Source organism: Spirillospora sp. NBC_01491 (genome assembly GCF_036227065.1).
Classification (GTDB): domain Bacteria; phylum Actinomycetota; class Actinomycetes; order Streptosporangiales; family Streptosporangiaceae; genus Spirillospora; species Spirillospora xylanilytica.
In genome coordinates this window covers 2,781,258-2,798,506 of record NZ_CP109432.1, presented here as the reverse complement: position 1 = coordinate 2,798,506, position 17,249 = coordinate 2,781,258, and the positions used below count along the sequence as shown (strand labels likewise).

The following is a 17,249-nucleotide window of genomic DNA, read 5'->3' as shown; positions in this document are numbered from 1 at the left end:
CCGTTCTGCGCCTTGGTGAGTGCATCGCGATATTCATGCGTCCACTTTGCATTCTGTTGATCTGCTGGAAGCGAGTCGAGACCAGCGGTGATGTTCTGAGCCAGTACGCGGTATCGGGTGGCAGGCGCCGAACCGCTTCCGTCTCCGCACGCCGGAACGGCCTACCGCGACGTTCGCCGAAGTGTTCGCGATCGCCGTGAAGACCCAGCCCCGATACCGGTTGCTCGTCCTCCTGCTGGCCCGAAGAGCGGTAGGCCCCGACGAAGCAACTTCAATCGGATCTGGAAACGCGCCGTGCGGGACGCCGGCGCTAACCCTGAGCTGCACCTGCACGACCTCAGGCACACCGGCGGCACGCTCGCCGCACAGACCGGAGCGACGCTCAAGGAGCTGATGACCAGGCTCGGTCACTCGACACCCCGCGCGGCGCTGATCTACCAGCACACCACAAGCGAGCGTGACAAGAAGATCGCCGATGCACTCAACCTGATGATCGAGGGACGGCTCATCGTGCCACCGGCGGACGACCCGGATGGGCCGTCAGGAGCGCTCATCCCTGCCTGATCTGGCACGAAGACGAAGAACAGCCCCGATGAAGATCAAAGGCCCAGGTCGCCGAACGTCGGTCGACCTGGGCCTCTGGAGTGGGAGCGGACGACGGGAATCGAACCCGCGTAGCCAGTTTGGAGATATCGGTCCGCGATCTTGCAACCTGCCCGTCTCCAGGTCAGTGAGACAGCACCATGATCCGTGAGCGACCGTGATCCCCCCTTGGCGACGTCCCAACGGGCACGATCAGGGCACGCCCAGATGAACGCACGCGACTCCGGAGGGCGCTGCCCCAGCCATGGTCGCTCCCGCTGGTGAGCTGCACAGGAACACAGATCCTCGGGGCAGGCGGTGCTTGCTGTTCCGTGTATGTTCTGGATCTCTACTCCAGGCTGCCGATACGGCGGAGCCACCAGGGCAGTTCGGGCGGCGCGAACGGGTTGTTGAGCGTCCAAGATTCATATGCGGCATCGAGGGGATCGATCATTGCCTGGAACTGTCGACGCGCCTTCGGGCTGAGAGCGCGCATGGCAAGTTCGAGCATGGTGCGAGCATTGTCGAGGTCCTGCCGCCAGTCGTAGTCAGGTTCGGGGGTCCAACTGTTTCTGTCGTGACATGTGACCCGGAAGGCGGATCTTCGATAGCGCACGTATGCTCCACCGACCTCGCCGAGGGGCAGGCCAAGGGCATGCTCGAAACTGTGCAACTGGCCGTGCGCTGCTGAGGACAATCCAGGGATCATGAAGCGGGATCCGCGAGACCGGCGGGGGAGCCTTGCGCGTACTTCCGCCGGAGATCGGCGCGGCATGGGTCACTTCCCCGAAGTCAGCCGCCATGACCATAACAGGGCCGCCGGTGGCGACCACGGTCCGGAGTGCTCGTTCGCGCGAACGGTGAGATGGTGTGACGGACCGATTCGCGCGAATGAGTACTCCGGCTCGCAGGGGGTTCGGGGGCAGCGTGCCCCCGAGTCGCACACGTCCAACCGGTCTGACGCTGTGGCCGAACGGGCGGCGGCGCGTACCCCGTGCCCGCCAGGCAGCCGGGCGACTGGGCGGGGCCGGCGGCTTTCGCGCGCACGGCCGGACTGCCGGGCTGGGACCGGCGCCCACGCCGCACGCCCGGCCCGGCAGAGCCGGACGGGCGGTACGGAGGCGCGAAGCGCCGCCGCTTGATCTCAACAGCTAAATTCGGCAACGGTTGGCGGTTGCTGGTGGGCTAGACGAGTTGACCGTGTTCGAGGTAGCGGGTCGAGCCGTCGGCACGGGCCGCGTGACCATGGACGATCCGGCGGGCGAGCCGGGCGATCGTCAGTTCACTGATTTTCTCAACCTCGTGGAACTCGTGAGCAGTGATCTCCTGGGGGTCGAGTTGGATCTTGTCGAGGTACTCCGCCGCGAGCACTCCACCATCGAAGATGAGCAGCAGCTTGTCGCCTTCGGTCTGATTCGGTGCCCAGTCGGTGACCAGTAGCCGACCGATGGGCGGTGTGATGCCGAGTTCCTCCTCGACCTCGCGGCTGGCAGCCTCCTTCGGCGTCTCTCCGCGCTCGATGTAGCCACCCGGGATGTCCCGGTAGTCCTTGTAGGACGGCACGACCAGGAGGACGCGGCCCTCGTCGTCGAAGAACAGCACTCCGGCGGCTGTGCGCGGGCGAGCGAAGCTCTCTGCTGGGTCTTTAGTCACAGGAACGACTGTAGGAGATGAGTTAGATGACCTTCATCCGCCGGGCAAGGTCAGCGAGCCTGGAGCTCTTCTTGCCAAGGACGGTTCCCCTCAGCTTCAGAACAAGCTGACGGCTCATGACATGTTCATGCACCTGTTCAGGGGCACGACGCTCGGCGACTAGGAGCTCATCTATCGCAGTCTCCACCTGATTGCGAGCGTGGTGGGCGCTCACTACCTCAAGGGCGTGTCGCACCCTCCGTTCCATCGGCAGCCCGCTCGTGTCGATGTTGGGGATCAGCTTCAACGCGATCGGCACATCTCCCAGAGCCATCGCGGTGACGACACGGTGAACCTTGACGTTGGTCGGGCCGAACGCGGTCCAGAGATGGTTGGCGTCTGAGCCGAGGTATGTAGCCACCTCCTCCGCCTCGTCCAGATACTCACCTGCGGTGGATCGATCTCCCGACCGGGCAGCCGCTACGGCTCCGGGCAACAAGAGCGTGCCGTAAATGGAGACGATGCCGGGCGCCTTGGGGTCGAGCTCTCGGCGTAGGTAGTCGGATGCTCGGTGGGTCATGTCCTTGGAGTCGGCAAGACGATCTTGTGAGTGCAACGTGTGGATCAGTGAACGGAACAGAGAACCGATGACAGCGGGATCCTCGGAACGTTCAGCTGATGCAAGGCCGCGTTGCGCCGCGATCCATGCAAGGTCGGGCTGTCCGAGCTTGGTAAGGATCATCGCGGCTGACTGGCTGGCAAGGGCGGCTAGACGGTCGGCGGTCTGCCTCTCGTCACCGGAGTACTCACCTGCGGCGAGATGAGTCTGCGTCAGCAGTTCAGGCATGAGCCGGAGCATCCGCCCGTACTGTGACCCTTGGTAGGCGCTCATCACTCTGGCGAGATCATGGTGAAGCATGTCAAGCCGGGGTGGTTCGCCCTCCGCCTCGATCGCAGACAGCAGCGGTGAGAGTTGCCGATGATCTGTGAGCGCGGCACGTACTTCGGCAACACCAGAGAGTTCGCCGCCCCCGCGATCGGGCGCGGGTTCGCTGATGATGTCGAACACCGAGACGCCCAAGGCGTCGGCGAGTGAGCGGATCACCGACACCCGGTCGAGAACGGCCCGGTCGTTCTCGATCTTGCTGAGCCAGTCTTCGGTTCGTCCCACCAGCCCGGCAAGAACAGGCTGAGACATCCCTCGGCGCACACGGTGCCAAGCGACCCGCTGACCCGGCGTCAGGTTGCTGAACCGGTCATCCATCGCACGTCGTCACCTCCCGCTGCAACCCCGGATTTTCTTTCCGGGGTGCGCCCGTCGAACGCCCATAGCTTGCCACCAGTGAGTTCTTCCAGCAGCCCGTCATGGCGGCGGCATCGCTTCGGAGACAGGCTCGGGTGAAGTGAGGATCGGGTGAACGAGACGAGTACCGATAAGTGCACCTCGTGTGGTGACCGTGGCTGGAAGTGGGTTTCTCCTCGGCGTGTCCTGCTGCTCGGGCAGCCGGGTTCGGGGCGGGGGCCGGAGCGGGTGCGCAAGTCGTGCTCGATGTGCGGCGGATTCCGACGGGCCGAGGTGGCGTGATGAGCTGCGGGGCCGGCGACGTGGTGAGGGTGGCTGAGGTGCGGCAGGTTCCCTGTCGTGTCGCGTCCTCTTGGAGGGGGAGCCATGACCCCGCGTCGCTGGTCCCGCTTCCATTTCTGGAGGTGTGGTCATGAACAGGACGTCTGGCCGTCAGTTCACGCAGGCTCGGTCTTGGAGCGGGCTGGAATGCACGCTCGTCACCTCGTTGGAGGCGCGGGGCCTCAAGGTCGGGGTGGGCAAGAACGGCGGTGTGGAGGCGTACAACCCGGCCGGTGGACCGGATGGGAACGATCCACTCGGGCAGTTGATGAACCCCGGTCTTCGGCAAGAGGTTCTGTGTCTTCGTTGCCCAAGGGGCGGCGGTGCTCCGAGTGATGACGGTGGCGCACTCTGGTGGTTCTGGGCCTGGTCGGGCCCTGAGCGCGGTTCTCCTCCCGACCTTGAACCGTTGTGCCCCGCCTGGGATGTCGAGGCCGCATCGGATCGGATCGCGCGCGTCCTGGAAGTGCCCTTCACCAGCGGCCCGAACACGGCGACGTGATGCGTGCTCCCCGGGTGACACCGCCGCCGGACATGGACGTGCGGCAGATCGCTCGGGAGATCACGCGGGAACATCCGGGGACCGTGGCCTGGTACGGGAGGGCTACCGGCTCCTGGTGGGCGAAGGTACGGACGCAGGACGGGACCGAACGCCTGGTAGAGGCGATCACATCCGAAGAGCTGCGCAAAGCGATCAAGAACGCGCAGATGTGGCCGTGGCCACTTCAGCGATCAGATGGAGCGCAGTGAAGATCAAAAGACGAGCGACTGACCCCCGTGCTGGCCCTGCAACCCCCGATCGTGACCAGGTGATCGCGGCTGCGTTGGGTGAGGCGTTCAAGACCGCGCGGGACGGCGGTAAGCCGGAAGAGGGCACGGGGAAGGGATCGGGCACGCAAGGGTAAACGGGAGTGAGGAGCGGGAAGGCCCAGGTCGAGGGAACATGCCTCTGACCTGGGCCTTTTCAGTGGGAGCGGGTGACGGGAATCGAACCCGCGTAGCCAGTTTGGAAGACTGGGGCTCTACCATTGAGCTACACCCGCGAGCGGAGCGAGGGTGTGACCCCTCGGTCGCCAGTCCGTAGAGTACAGGGTTTCGCGTATGCACGTGTTCGGCGACCGGAATGCCGGGTTGGGCGGAGCGGGCGGGGCTGATCGGGACTAGACTGCACGCTGCACCGTGATGGTGCGGCGGGCTGTAGCGCAGTTTGGTAGCGCACCGGCTTTGGGTGCCGGGGGTCGTGGGTTCAAATCCCGCCAGCCCGACCGAGATCGGACCCTGTTCCCGCGGTGAGCAGGAGATCGGGAGACGATCTTCAGATGCTTCCCCGTGGGGGAGGAGCCCGTCCGGCAACGGAGCGGGCCACTGCGGGGCGAGCAGCAGGCGTTCAGTCGGAGGCTGCTCCCGGCCGCCAGGCCCGACGGGCGGGCGGTCACGTTGCGGCGGCCCGCGGTGGTTCGCTCCGGGGACGTAGTGGCCCTCGACGTCGACGGCGGGCCTCTAGTTCGCGGTGACCCGCTCGTCCCAGTCGATGTGATGGTCGTAGGCGCTCATCACCTGCTTGCTGTTGGCGGTGAGCTTGAGGACGACGGGCAGGAACGTGTCCCGGAGCACGCGGCCGACCGGGCCGGCCGCCTTGTTGCTGTTGATGCGAGCGGCGGCCTTGATGATGCTCTCGACCCGGGGACGGCGCAGCTCCTCGAACCGTGCGAACGCGGCGCGCGGGGCGGGCAGGTCGCGCAGGCACTTGGCGAGTACGACCGCGTCCTCGATCGACAGCGAGGCGCCCTGCCCGGACGTCGGCGTCGGGGCGTGCGCGGCGTCGCCGATGACGACCATGCGGCCGTTGTGCCAGACCGGCAGGTGCGGGACCGAGTGCACGGGGGTGGCCCGCAGGTCGCCCGGATCGCTCGCCTCGACGCAGCGGACCGCCGGCCCGGCGTCGCCGGCGAACAGGTCGGTCAGGGTGCGCCGCCACTGCTCGCCGGAGACCGCCTCCAGTTCGCCGCGCTCGGGCTCGCGGGCGCGGGGCACGTTGGCGAACCACCACACCCCGTCATCGGGTGAGGCCGCGTACCCGAAGAACGCACGCCTGCCGAAGATCATGGTGTAGCCGCCGTCCGCGCCGTCCAGCCCGGTCCCGGCGGCGTAGCCGCCGAGGCCGATCAGACCGGAGTAGGCGGGCGCGGGCGCGGCCGGGTCGATCAGCGAGCGGACGGTGGAATGGACGCCGTCCGCGCCGATCAGCAGCTCGCCGGTGGCCTCGGTGCCGTCGGCGAACACCGCCCGCACCCCGTCGCCGGTCTCTTCGGCGCCCACCAGCCGCTTGCCGTGCTCGATGCGGACGCCGCGCGAGACCGCCTCGTCGTGGAGGATCCGGTACAGGTCGGCGCGCCTGAGGGTGTGGCTGGCCGTGCCGTCCGGCAGTTCCCGGCCCGTGCGCGTCGCGCCCAGGTTCTTGCCGGTGGCGCTGCGCAGGGTGAGCGTGGGCGTGCTGAACCCGGCGGCCAGCGCCGCCTCGCCCGCGCCGATCGTGCGCAGCGCGTCGATCCCGTTGGTCGCCAGGGTCAGGAACGCCCCCGCGGCGTCGGCGGTTTCGGAACGCGCCTCGAAGACGACCGCGTCGATCCCGGCCTTCCGCAGTGCGAGCGCGGTGATCGGGCCGGCGATGCCGCCCCCTGCGATGAGTACCGTCATTGCCTGCTCCCCATCATCTGCTGCCATTGCCGGATGTAGTCCGGCCGCTGGAGGGACTCCATCAGCCGGGTGACGAAACGGCACTCGGTGTCCAGCGTGGCGAGCTCGTACTCGTCCTCGACCAGGAACACCCACATGACGCCCTGCTCGGTGGCGCCCCGGACGGTCTCGCGGATCTCGGCGATCTGCGCGGTCAGGGCCTCCAGCCGCTCGCCGAGCAGCGCGGTCGCCTCGGCCGGGTCGAGCACGACCAGCAGCGACAGCGCCACCCCGAAGCGCGGGTACTCCTCCTGCGGCTGCGCCAGCAGCTCGCGCAGCCAGGCGTAGAGCTCGTCCCTGCCCGCGCCGGTGAGCGCGTAGACGGTGCGCTCGGGCCGCTGGGTGTCGCGGACGGTCTCGCGCTCGGCGATGAAGCCGGCCTTCTTCAGCTGCTCGACCACCATGTACAGCGATCCGCGGTTGTACTTCACGGTGCTGTCGTGGTCGTGCTCTTTGAGGCGCCGCCCGATCTCGTACGGGTGCATCGGCTCGGCGAGCAGCTCGGCGAGCACCACCAGGGCGAGCGGGTTGGCCACCTTGCGTCGTGCCATCAATGCTCCTGTTGGTTGATATCGACTATTTAGCACGTGTTAGTCAATGTCAACTATATGTCTTTCGGTCGGATGAACGGAGGCCGGTTCCTCGCCGGTCTGGTGGGAACGTCTTCCCGTGCGACCGCCGCGAGGCGGTGTCCCCCCGGCAGGACCGAAGCGGGCACGGCGAAGAACGGGGAACGGACATGCGTCGCGAAGATCTCCCGGCTCCGGAGAGCGGGATCCTGGTCACCCACTTCCTCACGGTGGCCGATGTGGCCCGCTCGCGGGCCTTCTACGCCGACGTCCTCGGCGGCGAGGTGGTGCTCGACGAGAACCCCTGCATGGTCAAGCTCGCCAACAGCTGGCTGATCATGAACCCGGGGGGCGGTCCCACCCCCGACAAGCCGGGCGTCACGCTGCGCACGCCGCCCGACCCCGCCGCCACGTCGTGCTTCCTCAACCTCCGGGTCGCCGACATCGCGGCCTGCTACCAGGAGTGGAGCGCCAAGGGCGCCGAGTTCCTCACCCCGCCGATCGACCGCAAGGCCGAGCTGCGCTGCTACATGCGCGACCCGGACGGCTACCTCATCGAGGTCGGCCAGTCCACCGGGCTGCTCCAGGGCGTCTTCGCCGACCCGCCCGCGGGCACCGGCTGAGCCGCACGGCGCCGGAGCCGACCCCCTGACGCGGGCCGGGCGGGCGCCGTAGCCTGAGGACGTCGAGACCTCAGGAGGTTGCGGGGCCCATGGCGGACGACGGTAGCCCTGAGACCGCAGGCACCCGGGTGGCGCGTGCGCGGAAGCGGCGCGGGCTCACACAGACCGGGCTGGCGCAGCGGGCCAGCTATTCGCGCGGGCATCTCGCGCAGGTGGAGGCTGCGCACAAGGCCGCCACCCCCGCGGCCGTCGCGGCGGCGCTCGGCATGGACCCCGCCGAGCTCTACGGGCAGCCGTACCAGAGCCGCGGGCAGGACGACCGGGTGCACGCGATGATCCCCGAGCTCCGCCGCGTCCTGGCGTACATGGACGTCGGGCCCGAGCTGGCCGGGCGGCCCCGCTCGGTGGACGTCCTCGCGGCGGAGGTCGCGACGGCCCGGCGGCTGGAGACGAAGGCGCAGCTCACCAAGCTCGGCGTGCGGCTCCCGGCGGTGCTGGAGGAGCTGTCGTTCTGGGCGCACGAGAGCGACTCGGCGCGGTTCGCTGGCGTTCCGGTCGTCCGTCGGGCTGGCGCGGCGGCTGGGGTACAGCGATGACTCGCTCGCCCTGCTGGAGCACGCGGCGGACGCCGCCCGGCGCTCCCGCGATCCGCATCTGTTCTTCGTGGCGGTGGGCACCCGCGCCTGACCGCGGCCACGCGGGGGAATGTCGATATCTCCCGAATTGTGGGTTCGACTGCTCCTGCGGGGGCCCCTGTGGCGGCCGGGCACGGACGGGCGGGGCGGCGGGGGGCGCCGGCGCGTGCCGGGCTCGCTGACGAGGGGGAGCAGCATGAAGGCCGTTCAATACCGCGCGATCGGCGCAGATCCGGAGGTCGTCACCGTCCCGGACCCCGAGCCGGGGCCGGGGCAGGTGCTGCTGAAGGTGACCGCGGCCGGGGTCTGCCATTCCGACATCGCCGTCCGTGGGGCTGCGGGCGGTGCGCGATGTGCGCGCGGGGCCAGGAGAACTACTGCCTGCGCGCCGGGGAGCTGAAGATCTTCCCGCCGGGCCTCGGCGCGCCGGGCGCGCTCGCCGAGTACCTGCTGGTCGACGACGCCCGGCACCTGGTGCCGCTCGGCGGCCTGGACCCGGTGACCAGCGTGCCGCTGACTGGACGTGCACGTCGAGCAGTACGGGATCGACGAGGCGCCTGAGGCGTACGAGCGGCTGCACGCGGGCCGGGTCAACGGCCGCGCGGTGATCGTCCCGACCGGCTGACCTCGGGGGCCGGTGCGCGGTGCGCGCACCGGCCCCCGCAGCGGTCAGAGGCGGGTGAGGAGGTCGCGGGCGGTGCCCGCCGCCATCCGGACCGCCTCGTCCAGCCGTTCGGCGCGCGGACCGCCCGCGTTGGCGATCGGGCCCTTGCCGCCCGCGCCGCCGCCGACCTCCTTCGCCGCGCCCGCCAGCAGCTCGCGCGCGGGTGGCGCGGTCTCGGCCAGGCGCGGGGTCAGCGCGGTGATCAGTACCGCCTTGCCGCCGCGGACGCGCGCGCCGAGGATGACGGCGCCCGGACCGTCGCCGCGCGCGGCGATGATCTCGTTCGCGAGCGGGCGCAGATCGGCGCCGTCGACGCCGTCGAGGACCTCGGCGACCAGCCAGCCGCCGTCCACCGGTTCCGCGTCGCCGGCCAGGCGCCGCGCGCGGTCGCGGAGGTTGGTGCGGTGCAGGGTGTCGAGCTCGCGGCGCGCCTCGGTGAGGGTGCCCAGGCGTTGCCGCAGGCGCTCGGGCGCCTGCTCGGGCGGCACCTCGAGCAGGTCGGCCAGCTCGGCCAGCAGCGTCCGCCCATGGTCGAGGTGGCGCAGCGCCTCGGGTCCGGTGAGCGCCTCGATGCGGCGCAGCCCGGTTCCGATGGACGACTCGCCGAGGATGACCACCGGCCCCACCTGGGAGCCGCGGCCGACGTGGGTGCCGCCGCACAGCTCGCGCGACGCGTCGCCGATGTCGACGATCCGGACCCGCTCGCCGTACTTCTCGCCGAACAGCGCGTCCGCGCCCGCCGCCTCGGCCTCGGCCCGCCCCGCCGCCCAGGCCCGGACGCCGGGATCGCCGAGCAGGTAGTCGTTCACCAGCCCTTGGACGGTGTCGAGGCCGGCCCGGCCGACGCCCGAGAAGTGCGCGAAGTCGAACCGCAGCCGGTCCGGCTCCACCCGCGAGCCGCGCTGGGCCGCGTGCTCGCCGAGGACGCGCCGCAGCATCGTGTGCAGCACGTGCGTGGCGCTGTGGGCGCGCGCGATCGCCGCCCGCCGGTCCGCGTCCACGACCGCCTCCGCCGCGTCGCCGGGGCCGGCCTCGCCGGACGTGACGCGGGCGGTGTGGACGTGCAGGCCGCCCGGTCCGGGACGGGTGTCCAGCACACGGAGGGCCGCGCCGCCCGCCGTGCGGAGCGTGCCGGTGTCGCCGACCTGCCCGCCCGCCTCCGCGTAGAACGGACTGCGGTCGAGGAAGACCTCGACCTCGTCGCCCTCGTGCACGCGCGTGAGGGGAACGGTCCCGCCGCCGTCCAGCAGCGCGACGATCCGTGTCTCCGCGCTGGTGGTGTCGTAGCCGACGAATTCGGTGCGGCCGTGTTCCGCGCCGATACGCCGGTAGGCGTCCTGCCGCGCCGCGGCCGAGCCCTTCTTGTCGCGGCCCGCACGCTGGGCGTGGCGGCGCTGCCCGTCCAGGAGGTCCGCGAACGCGTCCTCGTCGACCGTCAGCCCCGCCGACCGCGCCGCGTCGACGGTCAGGTCGATCGGGAAGCCGTAGGTGTCGTGCAGCTCGAACGCGGTCTGGCCCGGCAGCGTGGGCGAGCCGCTCGAACGCGCCCGTCCGATCGCGGTCTCCAGGAGGCGGGACCCCTGCCGCAGCGTCCGGTCGAAGCCCTCCTCCTCCGCCGTCACGACGCGCTCGATGAGGTCGCCGCGCCGCTCCAGCTCCGGCCACGTCCCACCGAGGTTCGCCACGACGCTGCCGGTCACCGCGGGCAGCACCGGCCCGTCGACACCGAGCAGGCGCGCGTGGCGGACGGCGCGGCGCATCAGCCGGCGCAGCACGTAGCCGCGGCCGTCGCGGGACGGGAGCAGGCCGTCGGCGATCAGGAACGCGATCGTCCGCGCGTGCTCGGCGACGATCTGGAACGAGACCCGCTCCTCGCCGCCGCCCGGCCCCGGGAAGCCGCGTCCCGCCAGCTCACCGACGCGGCGCAGGGTGGGGGAGAGCAGGTCGGTCTCGCACAGGGTGCCGACGTCCTGGAGGATCGCCGCGAGCCGGTCGAGCCCGAGGCCGGTGTCGATGCTCGGGGACGGCAGCGGGCCGAGGACCGGGAAGTCGTCCTTGCCCGTCCCCGCGCCGCGGCGGTTCTGCATGAACACCAGGTTCCAGATCTCCTGGTAGCGCTCCCCGTCGGCCGCCGGGCCGCCCTCGCGGCGCCCGAACGCGGGCCCCCGGTCGTAGTGCAGCTCCGACGACGGCCCGCAGGGGCCCGGGACGCCCATCGACCAGTAGTTGTCGGCCATGCCGAGGCGCTGGATCCGGTCCGCCGGGACCCCGACGCGCCGCCAGAGCCGTTCGGCCCCGTCGTCGTCGAGGTAGACGGTGACCCACAGGCGCGCCGGGTCCAGGCCGTAGTGCCGGGTGAGCAGCTCCCAGGACCAGGCGATCGCCTCCTGCTTGAAGTAGTCGCCGAACGAGAAGTTGCCGAGCATCTCGAAGAACGTCCCGTGCCGGGTGGTGCGGCCGACGTTCTCGAGGTCGGACGTCCGCGCGCACTTCTGCACCGAGACCGCCCGCGGGTGCGGGGGCGCGGTCTCGCCGAGGAAGTACGGCGTGAACTGGTTCATCCCCGCGTTCGCCAGCAGCAGTGTCGGATCGTCCGGGATCAGCGGGCTGGAGGGCACGACGTGATGGTCGCGCGCCTGGAAGAAGTCGAGGAAGGTGGAGCGGATGTCAGGGGAACGCATGGGACGGCCTCACGAGGTCGATGGGATGACGGCGCACACCGCCGAGCCGGGCCGAGAACGAGTGCTCGTTCCCCAGCTCGGCGCGGCTAGCTCGCCGTCCCACCTCGTGGAAGTCCATCGGTTCCTTCTCGTCCCTACTTGCGCGGTCACCCAGGGTGACCCTCAGGGGCAACGCTACCCGCGGGAGGCCGGCTTTGCATCTGGGTTGATCCGGGCGCGCCGCCTCCGCGCCGCGTTCAGGGCCGCTGGGGGCGGGCGAGCAGCGTGGGCAGGGCCGCCAGCGTGGTGATCCGGGCGACGGGGAGGGCCTCGGGGGCCGGGCCGCCGGAGCGGTCGAGCCACACGCCCCGCAGGCCCGCGTCCGCCGCGCCGATCGCGTCGACCGCCAGGCGGTCGCCGACGTAGGCGGTCGCGCTGGGGGACGTGCCGAGCGCGGCGCACCCGGCTCGGAAGATCTCGGGGGCGGGCTTGGCCGCGCCCGCCTCGCTGGAGGCCAGCAGGCAGGGCAGGTCGGCGGCGAGGCCGAGCCGTTCGAGCTTGGCGCGCTGCTGCTTCGCGTCGCCGTTGGTGATCACCCCGAGCCGGGCCCGTCCGGCCAGCGCGCCGAGCGCCGGCCGGACGTCCGGGAAGGGCCGCCAGGCCGCCTCGTACAGCGGGAGGTAACCGGTGAACCAGGCGTCCGCGCGGGCGTCGTCCCAGGTGCCGAGGCCGAGCTCGCGGGCGAGCGCGATGATCCGGGCGCGGCGCTGGCCGGTGTAGGTCAGCTCGCCCGCGAGGTAGCGGTCGACGGCGTCCTCGGTCAGCTCCGTCCAGCGGGGGACCAGGGACTCCGCATCCACGCCGGGGAAGACCCCGGTGATCGCTTCGGCGGCGGCCCCGTCGTGGTCGAAGAGCGTCCCGTCCAGATCGAACAGCACGCCCTCGACGTCCAGCGCGGCGGACGTCACGCGCCGTGCTCCCGGAGGAAGCCGACGAGGGCGGCGGTCAGCTCGGCGGGGGCGTCCTCCTGCACCAGGTGCCCGGCGCCCTCGATCAGCCGCAGCCGGGCGCCGGGGACGAGGCCGGCCAGCTCATGCGCCTTGGCGACCGGGATCCAGGTGTCGGCCGTGCCCCAGCACACCAGGACGGGCAGGTCGATCTCGCCGTACCGCACCTGGATCTCGTCGGTGTCGCGCTGGTCGGCCTGAGCGATCTGCCGGTAGAAGGCGGGCTGCCCGGTGTCGCCGAGCCAGGGCGCGACGAGTGCGTCGAGCGTCGCCGGATGCAGCCCCGGGCCGCTCGCCGAGGCCACGTACTCGCGCACGAGGGCCCCGTGCAGGGCGGGCGGGAGCTGCTCGAACACCGCGGCGTTGGTGGTGACCAGCCGGAAGAACGGCGAGCCCCACGGCGCGAGCGCGACCGGGTCGACGAGGGCGAGCGCGCGGTAGCGGGCGCCGTGCAGCAGGTGCGCGCGCAGCGCGGTGGCACCGCCGAAGTCGTGCGCGACCACCAGCGGCTCGTCCAGGCCCCAGTGCGTGAGGAGTTCGGCGAAGACACGGCCCTGAGCGCCGAGCGACACGTCCTGACCGTCGCTCATCTCGGACGAGCCGTAGCCCGGCATGTCCCAGACGTGCACGCGGTAGGAGGCGGCGAGCGCGTGGGCGATCCCGCGCCAGACATAGGAGGAGAACGGGGTGCCGTGCAGCAGCACGAGGGGCTCCGCCCCGGGGTCGCCCAGGACGTCCCAGCGCACCTCCCCGGAGCTGCTCGCGTACGTCCTGGTCAGCTTCCAGCCGCTCAAGTGCTCGTCCTCTGCGTCGATGCCCTTCTCCGTGCCAGTGTGCCAGGCCGTGCTGGAGCGGAGGGCGCGGCGCGGGCCGCTCAGGAGGCGCGCGTGATGGCGAGGGCGGCCTCGATGACGGCCGCCCGGCGCCGCGCCAGCTCGGCCTCTTCGTCGGGCTCGTTGAGGAGGAGGCGGCGCACCTGCGGGACGGCGAAGTTCCAGGCGACCAGGCCGATCAGGGTGAACAGCCAGTCCTGGGCGGCGCGGGTGCGCGCGGGCTCGGCCAGCTCCTTGCCGAACCCGGTGGCGATCAGGTCGCGGACGTTCCCGGTGTAGGCCTCGTGCCGTTCCTCCTCGCCCTGGATGGGGCCGCCGCCGGACTCCAGCGCCTCCCAGTGCAGCAGCCTGACCAGCTCGGGATGCTCCTGGTACAGGTCGAAGAGCGTTCCCACCGAGTCGGCCAGCGCGTCCTGGTCGATCACCACGGCGTGGCAGATCTCCTCCAGCTTGGCGCGGACCACCGCGCCGAACAGCTTGTCCTTGCCGCCGAAGTAGAGGTAGATCGCCTGCTTGTTGGCGTGCGCGGCGGTGGCGATGCGCTCGATCCGCGCGCCGGCCAGGCCGTGCTCGGCGAACTCCGCGGTGGCGGCCGTGAAGATCCGCTGCCGGGTCGCGTCCGCGTCGTAGCCCATCCCTCGATTAAACCACCCGGTTGACAATCCCGGCGCCGTGGATCAAGATCTAAAACAACCAGATGGTTTATTGTTTTGGAGGAGCCACCATGCCCACCACCGCCCCCGGTGCCGCCGCCGTCATGCCCGCCCCCGTCCGATCCCCGCTGCCGCAGAGCCTTGTCGGCGGCACGGTCGCGGTCATCGGCGGCAGCTCGGGCATCGGCCTCGCCGCCGGGATGCTGCTGCACTCGCTCGGCGCCCGCGTCGTCCTGATCGCACGGGATCCGGGACGCCTCGCCGCCGCCGTGGACCGGGTGCGCGCCGCCGGGGAGCCCGGCGCGACGGGGCCGGACCCCGCCGCGGTGCTCGGGGTCTCCGCCGACGGCGGCGACGAGGACGCGCTGAACGCCGCCTTCGACCAGGCCGGAGCGCTGGACCACGTGCTGGTCACCGCGGGCAGCCTCGGCGGCTTGGGCCCGGCCACCGAAGTCTCGCGCGACCAGGTGCGCTCGGCCTTCGACGGCCGGGTCTGGGGGGCGCTGGCGGCCGTCCGCGCCGCCGCGTCCCGGCTGCCCGCGGGCGGGTCGGTCACGCTGGCCTCGGGCGGGCTGGTGAGCCGTCCGGTCCCCGGCATCGCCTCGCTCGTCGCGGCCGGCAGCGCGGTCGAGGGGCTCGTCAAGGCACTCGCGGTCGAGTTGGCGCCCCGGCGGCTGCGGGTGAACGCGGTGCGCTTCGGAGTCTTCGACACGCCCCTGGCACGCGGCGCGATGGACGCCGGCGCGGACGAGGCGGGCGACCGGAAGATGGCCGCGGCCGGGGCGCTCACCCCGCTCGGCCGCTACGGCACCGCCGAGGAGGCCGCCTCGGCCGCGTTGTTCCTGATGGCCAACACCTATGTCACCGGCGAGATCCTCAACATCGACGGCGGCGCGCACCTCGTCTGACTTCTGGGACGAAATGCGCATGACGGTCCGCCCGCACGTTTGGGATCATCCGGCGTGTGGACGTCACCGGTGACTTCGAGGCGCACGTGACCGTCGGCTGCCGCGCGGCCGAGATCGACGCGATCGCGCGGTGGGCGGCGGAGCACGGCCTGAAGTTCACCCACATCGTGCTGGACCGGGGCCGGGTGACCTCCCAGCCGATGCTGACCCTCCGCACGTCCGGCACGCTGGACGGGGCGCGGGCCGCGGCCGGGGACGCGGCGGCCCGGCTCCGGTCGGCCGGGTACGCGGTGACCCGGCTCAAGATCGAGGCGGCGCCCTGGAACCGGGGGGTCCCGTCCGCCGACGCCGACGCGCGCGACCCGGCGCGCTACTTCGAGCACCACCTCAAGCTGCTGCTGGGCGCCCGGTTCGACGCCGCCGCGCTCATCGGGGCGGTGCTCCCGCACACCGCGCACCTGTCGCGCAACGCGCGGCGCGTCCGGGCGGACGGACGGCACGAGCGGTTCGTCACCCAGCGGTGCCGGCTCGTCGGGTCGCTGACCGCCGGACGGCGGCTGGCCGCACTCACCGGGACGCTGCGCGCGGCCGGCCACGAGATCGCGTCGGTGGAGCGCGAGTACGTGGTGCACGACGGGGACGCCTCGCTGGACGAGGGCTGGATCCCCGGCGATCTCACCGTCGACGGCGGACCCGCCGTCGACGACCGACTGGAGGAGGCCCGGATCACCGGAGCGGACCGCGACGCCGGGAAGCGGCGGGCGTCATGAGCCTCGACTGGGCGGCCGTCGTCGGGAGGGGGTGGTGGAACGCCACCACGCGGCTGCCCCCCGATCCCCCCGCTCCGCACGAGGCGAGGCGGCTCGACCTGCCGCCGACGCTGCGGAACGTGCCCGGGGTGGAGCAGGCACTGGTGTTCGACCCCGCGATGAAGCAGCACTCCTGCGCGATCCGCGTGGGCGAGCCGCGCTTCGCCTCGGAGGAGGCCGGGCGCCGCTGGTACGCGGCGCGGCGGCGGGCGCTCGACCACGTCCTCGCCGCGGTCGCGGCGTCGCCGTGGGCCGGGAACCTGGTGCTGCGCGGCAGCGTGCTGCTGCGCGCCTGGTACGGGGCGGACGCACGTGAGCCCGGCGACCTGGACTTCGTGGTCGTCCCCGACACCTGGAAGGTGTCCGGGAGGGAGGCCAGGAGGATGCTCACCGGGATCGCGCGGGCCGTGGAGGAGGTGTCCGGCGCGGATCCGGACGGCGGGGTGCGGCTCCGCGCGGACGAGGCGATGCGCAGCGACATCTGGACCTACAGCAAGGTCCCCGGGCGGCGCCTCGTCCTGCCGTGGACGTGCGAGGGGGTGCCGGACGGCATCGTCCAGCTCGACTTCGTGTTCAACGAGCGACCGGCGGTTCCGCCCGAGCCGACCGCCGTGCCGCGGGGCGACGGCGGCGAGGCCCCCGTCCTCGGCGCGGCGACCCCGGAGCTCTCCCTCGCCTGGAAGCTCCTCTGGCTGCTGGAGGACCGCTATCCGCAGGGCAAGGACCTGTTCGACGCCTGCCTGCTCGCCACCTCGGCGAGGCTCTCCTACCGGACGCTCATGGACGTGCTCGTCTCCGCCGACCCGCTCTACGCGGTGAACGTGCCCACGGCGGAGAAGCTCTTCGAGGTGGAGGCCGACTGGGACGCGTTCAGCAAGGAGTACCCGGACATCCCGGGCACCCGGATCGACTACTCCATGATGCTGGCGACCTCGCTCGACGCGATGTTCGAGCAGGCCGCCGAGCTGCCCGCGGGCGCCTACCGGCGGGCCGTCGTGCTGCTGGAGCGGCTCCTCGCCGGATACCGGGCGACCCGGGCGGACCAGGGCATGGACGGGGTCCGGAGGCGGCTGGTCGGGGAGCGCCTCGCGCTCCCGGTCGAGATCATCATCGTCAACGAGCTGCGCGGCCACGGCCCGGAGGGGCTGGCGGAGTCGGCGCGGGCCGTCCGGCGCCTCCACGATGAACCGGACGGGCACCGGCCGCGCTGGTACCCCGCCGGCGCCTTCGAGCAGGCCCTGGCGGCGCTGCGCGGCTGAGCGCGCGAAGGGCCCCTGACCCTGGGAGTGGCGGGTCTGGTCAGGGGCCCTGGAA

The 17,249-nt window shown here is 71.6% G+C and carries 16 protein-coding genes and 2 tRNA genes; 8 read left to right on the top strand and 10 right to left on the bottom strand.

Features of this window, described 5'->3' with window-relative positions; genetic code table 11:
- Positions 1–117: 117 nt before the first annotated feature.
- The gene (locus tag OHA34_RS13110) at positions 118–564 is read left to right on the top strand and encodes a tyrosine-type recombinase/integrase (protein ID WP_329521732.1); all 447 of its coding nucleotides are present in this window, start codon (positions 118–120) and stop codon (positions 562–564) included.
- Positions 565–931: 367 nt separating this feature from the next.
- Here the strand turns inward: OHA34_RS13110 and OHA34_RS13105 are convergent, their stop codons facing one another.
- From OHA34_RS13105 to OHA34_RS13090, 4 genes are all read right to left on the bottom strand, one after another.
- Complete coding sequence (locus OHA34_RS13105) at positions 932–1,291, bottom strand: hypothetical protein (RefSeq protein WP_329521731.1); 360 nt, start codon at positions 1,289–1,291, stop codon at positions 932–934.
- Positions 1,292–1,767: 476 nt separating this feature from the next.
- On the bottom strand, positions 1,768–2,235 hold the full coding sequence (locus tag OHA34_RS13100; RefSeq protein ID WP_329521730.1) for an NUDIX hydrolase: 468 nt from the start codon (positions 2,233–2,235) through the stop codon (positions 1,768–1,770).
- A gap of 22 nt (positions 2,236–2,257) precedes the next feature.
- Entirely contained in the window at positions 2,258–3,478 is a 1,221-nt protein-coding gene (locus tag OHA34_RS13095) for a helix-turn-helix domain-containing protein (RefSeq protein ID WP_329521729.1), read from the bottom strand.
- Between the two features lie 1,332 nt (positions 3,479–4,810).
- Positions 4,811–4,881 (bottom strand) — tRNA-Gly (locus OHA34_RS13090).
- Positions 4,882–5,029: 148 nt separating this feature from the next.
- Between OHA34_RS13090 and OHA34_RS13085 the strand changes: the two genes are divergently transcribed.
- A tRNA-Pro gene (locus OHA34_RS13085) sits at positions 5,030–5,103 on the top strand.
- Positions 5,104–5,338: 235 nt separating this feature from the next.
- On the opposite strand, the gene OHA34_RS13080 is transcribed toward OHA34_RS13085, so the two are convergent.
- Together OHA34_RS13080 and OHA34_RS13075 are read right to left on the bottom strand one after the other, a co-directional pair.
- On the bottom strand, positions 5,339–6,535 hold the full coding sequence (locus tag OHA34_RS13080; RefSeq protein ID WP_329521728.1) for an NAD(P)/FAD-dependent oxidoreductase: 1,197 nt from the start codon (positions 6,533–6,535) through the stop codon (positions 5,339–5,341).
- On the bottom strand, positions 6,532–7,125 hold the full coding sequence (locus OHA34_RS13075) for a PadR family transcriptional regulator (protein ID WP_285944386.1): 594 nt from the start codon (positions 7,123–7,125) through the stop codon (positions 6,532–6,534). Before OHA34_RS13075 ends, OHA34_RS13080 begins: the two co-directional genes overlap by 4 nt.
- Before the next feature lie 188 nt (positions 7,126–7,313).
- On the opposite strand from OHA34_RS13075, the gene OHA34_RS13070 reads away from it, so the two are divergent.
- The 3 genes from OHA34_RS13070 (at position 7,314) to OHA34_RS13060 (ending at position 8,962) form a co-directional block, all read left to right on the top strand.
- The gene (locus OHA34_RS13070; RefSeq protein ID WP_285944387.1) at positions 7,314–7,766 is read left to right on the top strand and encodes a VOC family protein; all 453 of its coding nucleotides are present in this window, start codon (positions 7,314–7,316) and stop codon (positions 7,764–7,766) included.
- A gap of 89 nt (positions 7,767–7,855) precedes the next feature.
- On the top strand, positions 7,856–8,362 hold the full coding sequence (locus OHA34_RS13065; RefSeq protein WP_329521727.1) for a helix-turn-helix domain-containing protein: 507 nt from the start codon (positions 7,856–7,858) through the stop codon (positions 8,360–8,362).
- Positions 8,363–8,752: 390 nt separating this feature from the next.
- A complete protein-coding gene (locus OHA34_RS13060; protein WP_285944389.1) occupies positions 8,753–8,962 on the top strand; it encodes a hypothetical protein in 210 nt (69 codons plus the stop codon).
- 108 nt (positions 8,963–9,070) lie between these two features.
- Here the strand turns inward: OHA34_RS13060 and alaS are convergent, their stop codons facing one another.
- From alaS to OHA34_RS13040, 4 genes are all read right to left on the bottom strand, one after another.
- Positions 9,071–11,746 carry an alanine--tRNA ligase gene (gene alaS, locus OHA34_RS13055; RefSeq protein ID WP_329521726.1) on the bottom strand — a complete coding sequence of 892 codons (2,676 nt, stop codon included), beginning with the start codon at positions 11,744–11,746 and terminating at the stop codon, positions 9,071–9,073.
- Between the two features lie 236 nt (positions 11,747–11,982).
- The gene (locus OHA34_RS13050; RefSeq protein WP_329521725.1) at positions 11,983–12,693 is read right to left on the bottom strand and encodes an HAD family hydrolase; all 711 of its coding nucleotides are present in this window, start codon (positions 12,691–12,693) and stop codon (positions 11,983–11,985) included.
- Positions 12,690–13,526 (bottom strand): alpha/beta fold hydrolase, encoded by an 837-nt coding sequence (locus OHA34_RS13045; RefSeq protein ID WP_285944393.1) that lies wholly within the window; start codon positions 13,524–13,526, stop codon positions 12,690–12,692. Before OHA34_RS13045 ends, OHA34_RS13050 begins: the two co-directional genes overlap by 4 nt.
- 80 nt (positions 13,527–13,606) lie before the next feature.
- Positions 13,607–14,200, bottom strand: a complete 594-nt coding sequence (locus tag OHA34_RS13040) for a TetR family transcriptional regulator (RefSeq protein WP_329521724.1) — start codon at positions 14,198–14,200, stop codon at positions 13,607–13,609.
- Between the two features lie 89 nt (positions 14,201–14,289).
- Here OHA34_RS13040 and OHA34_RS13035 point away from each other — a divergent pair, with 89 nt between their 5' ends.
- The 3 genes from OHA34_RS13035 to OHA34_RS13025 are packed head-to-tail and all read left to right on the top strand — an operon-like array spanning position 14,290 to position 17,194.
- Positions 14,290–15,126, top strand: a complete 837-nt coding sequence (locus OHA34_RS13035) for an SDR family oxidoreductase (protein WP_329521723.1) — start codon at positions 14,290–14,292, stop codon at positions 15,124–15,126.
- A gap of 56 nt (positions 15,127–15,182) precedes the next feature.
- Positions 15,183–15,896, top strand: a complete 714-nt coding sequence (locus tag OHA34_RS13030; RefSeq protein ID WP_285944396.1) for a hypothetical protein — start codon at positions 15,183–15,185, stop codon at positions 15,894–15,896.
- Complete coding sequence (locus OHA34_RS13025) at positions 15,893–17,194, top strand: nucleotidyl transferase AbiEii/AbiGii toxin family protein (RefSeq protein WP_329521722.1); 1,302 nt, start codon at positions 15,893–15,895, stop codon at positions 17,192–17,194. The genes OHA34_RS13030 and OHA34_RS13025 overlap by 4 nt, the downstream gene beginning before the upstream one ends.
- The last annotated feature ends 55 nt before the right edge of the window (positions 17,195–17,249 follow it).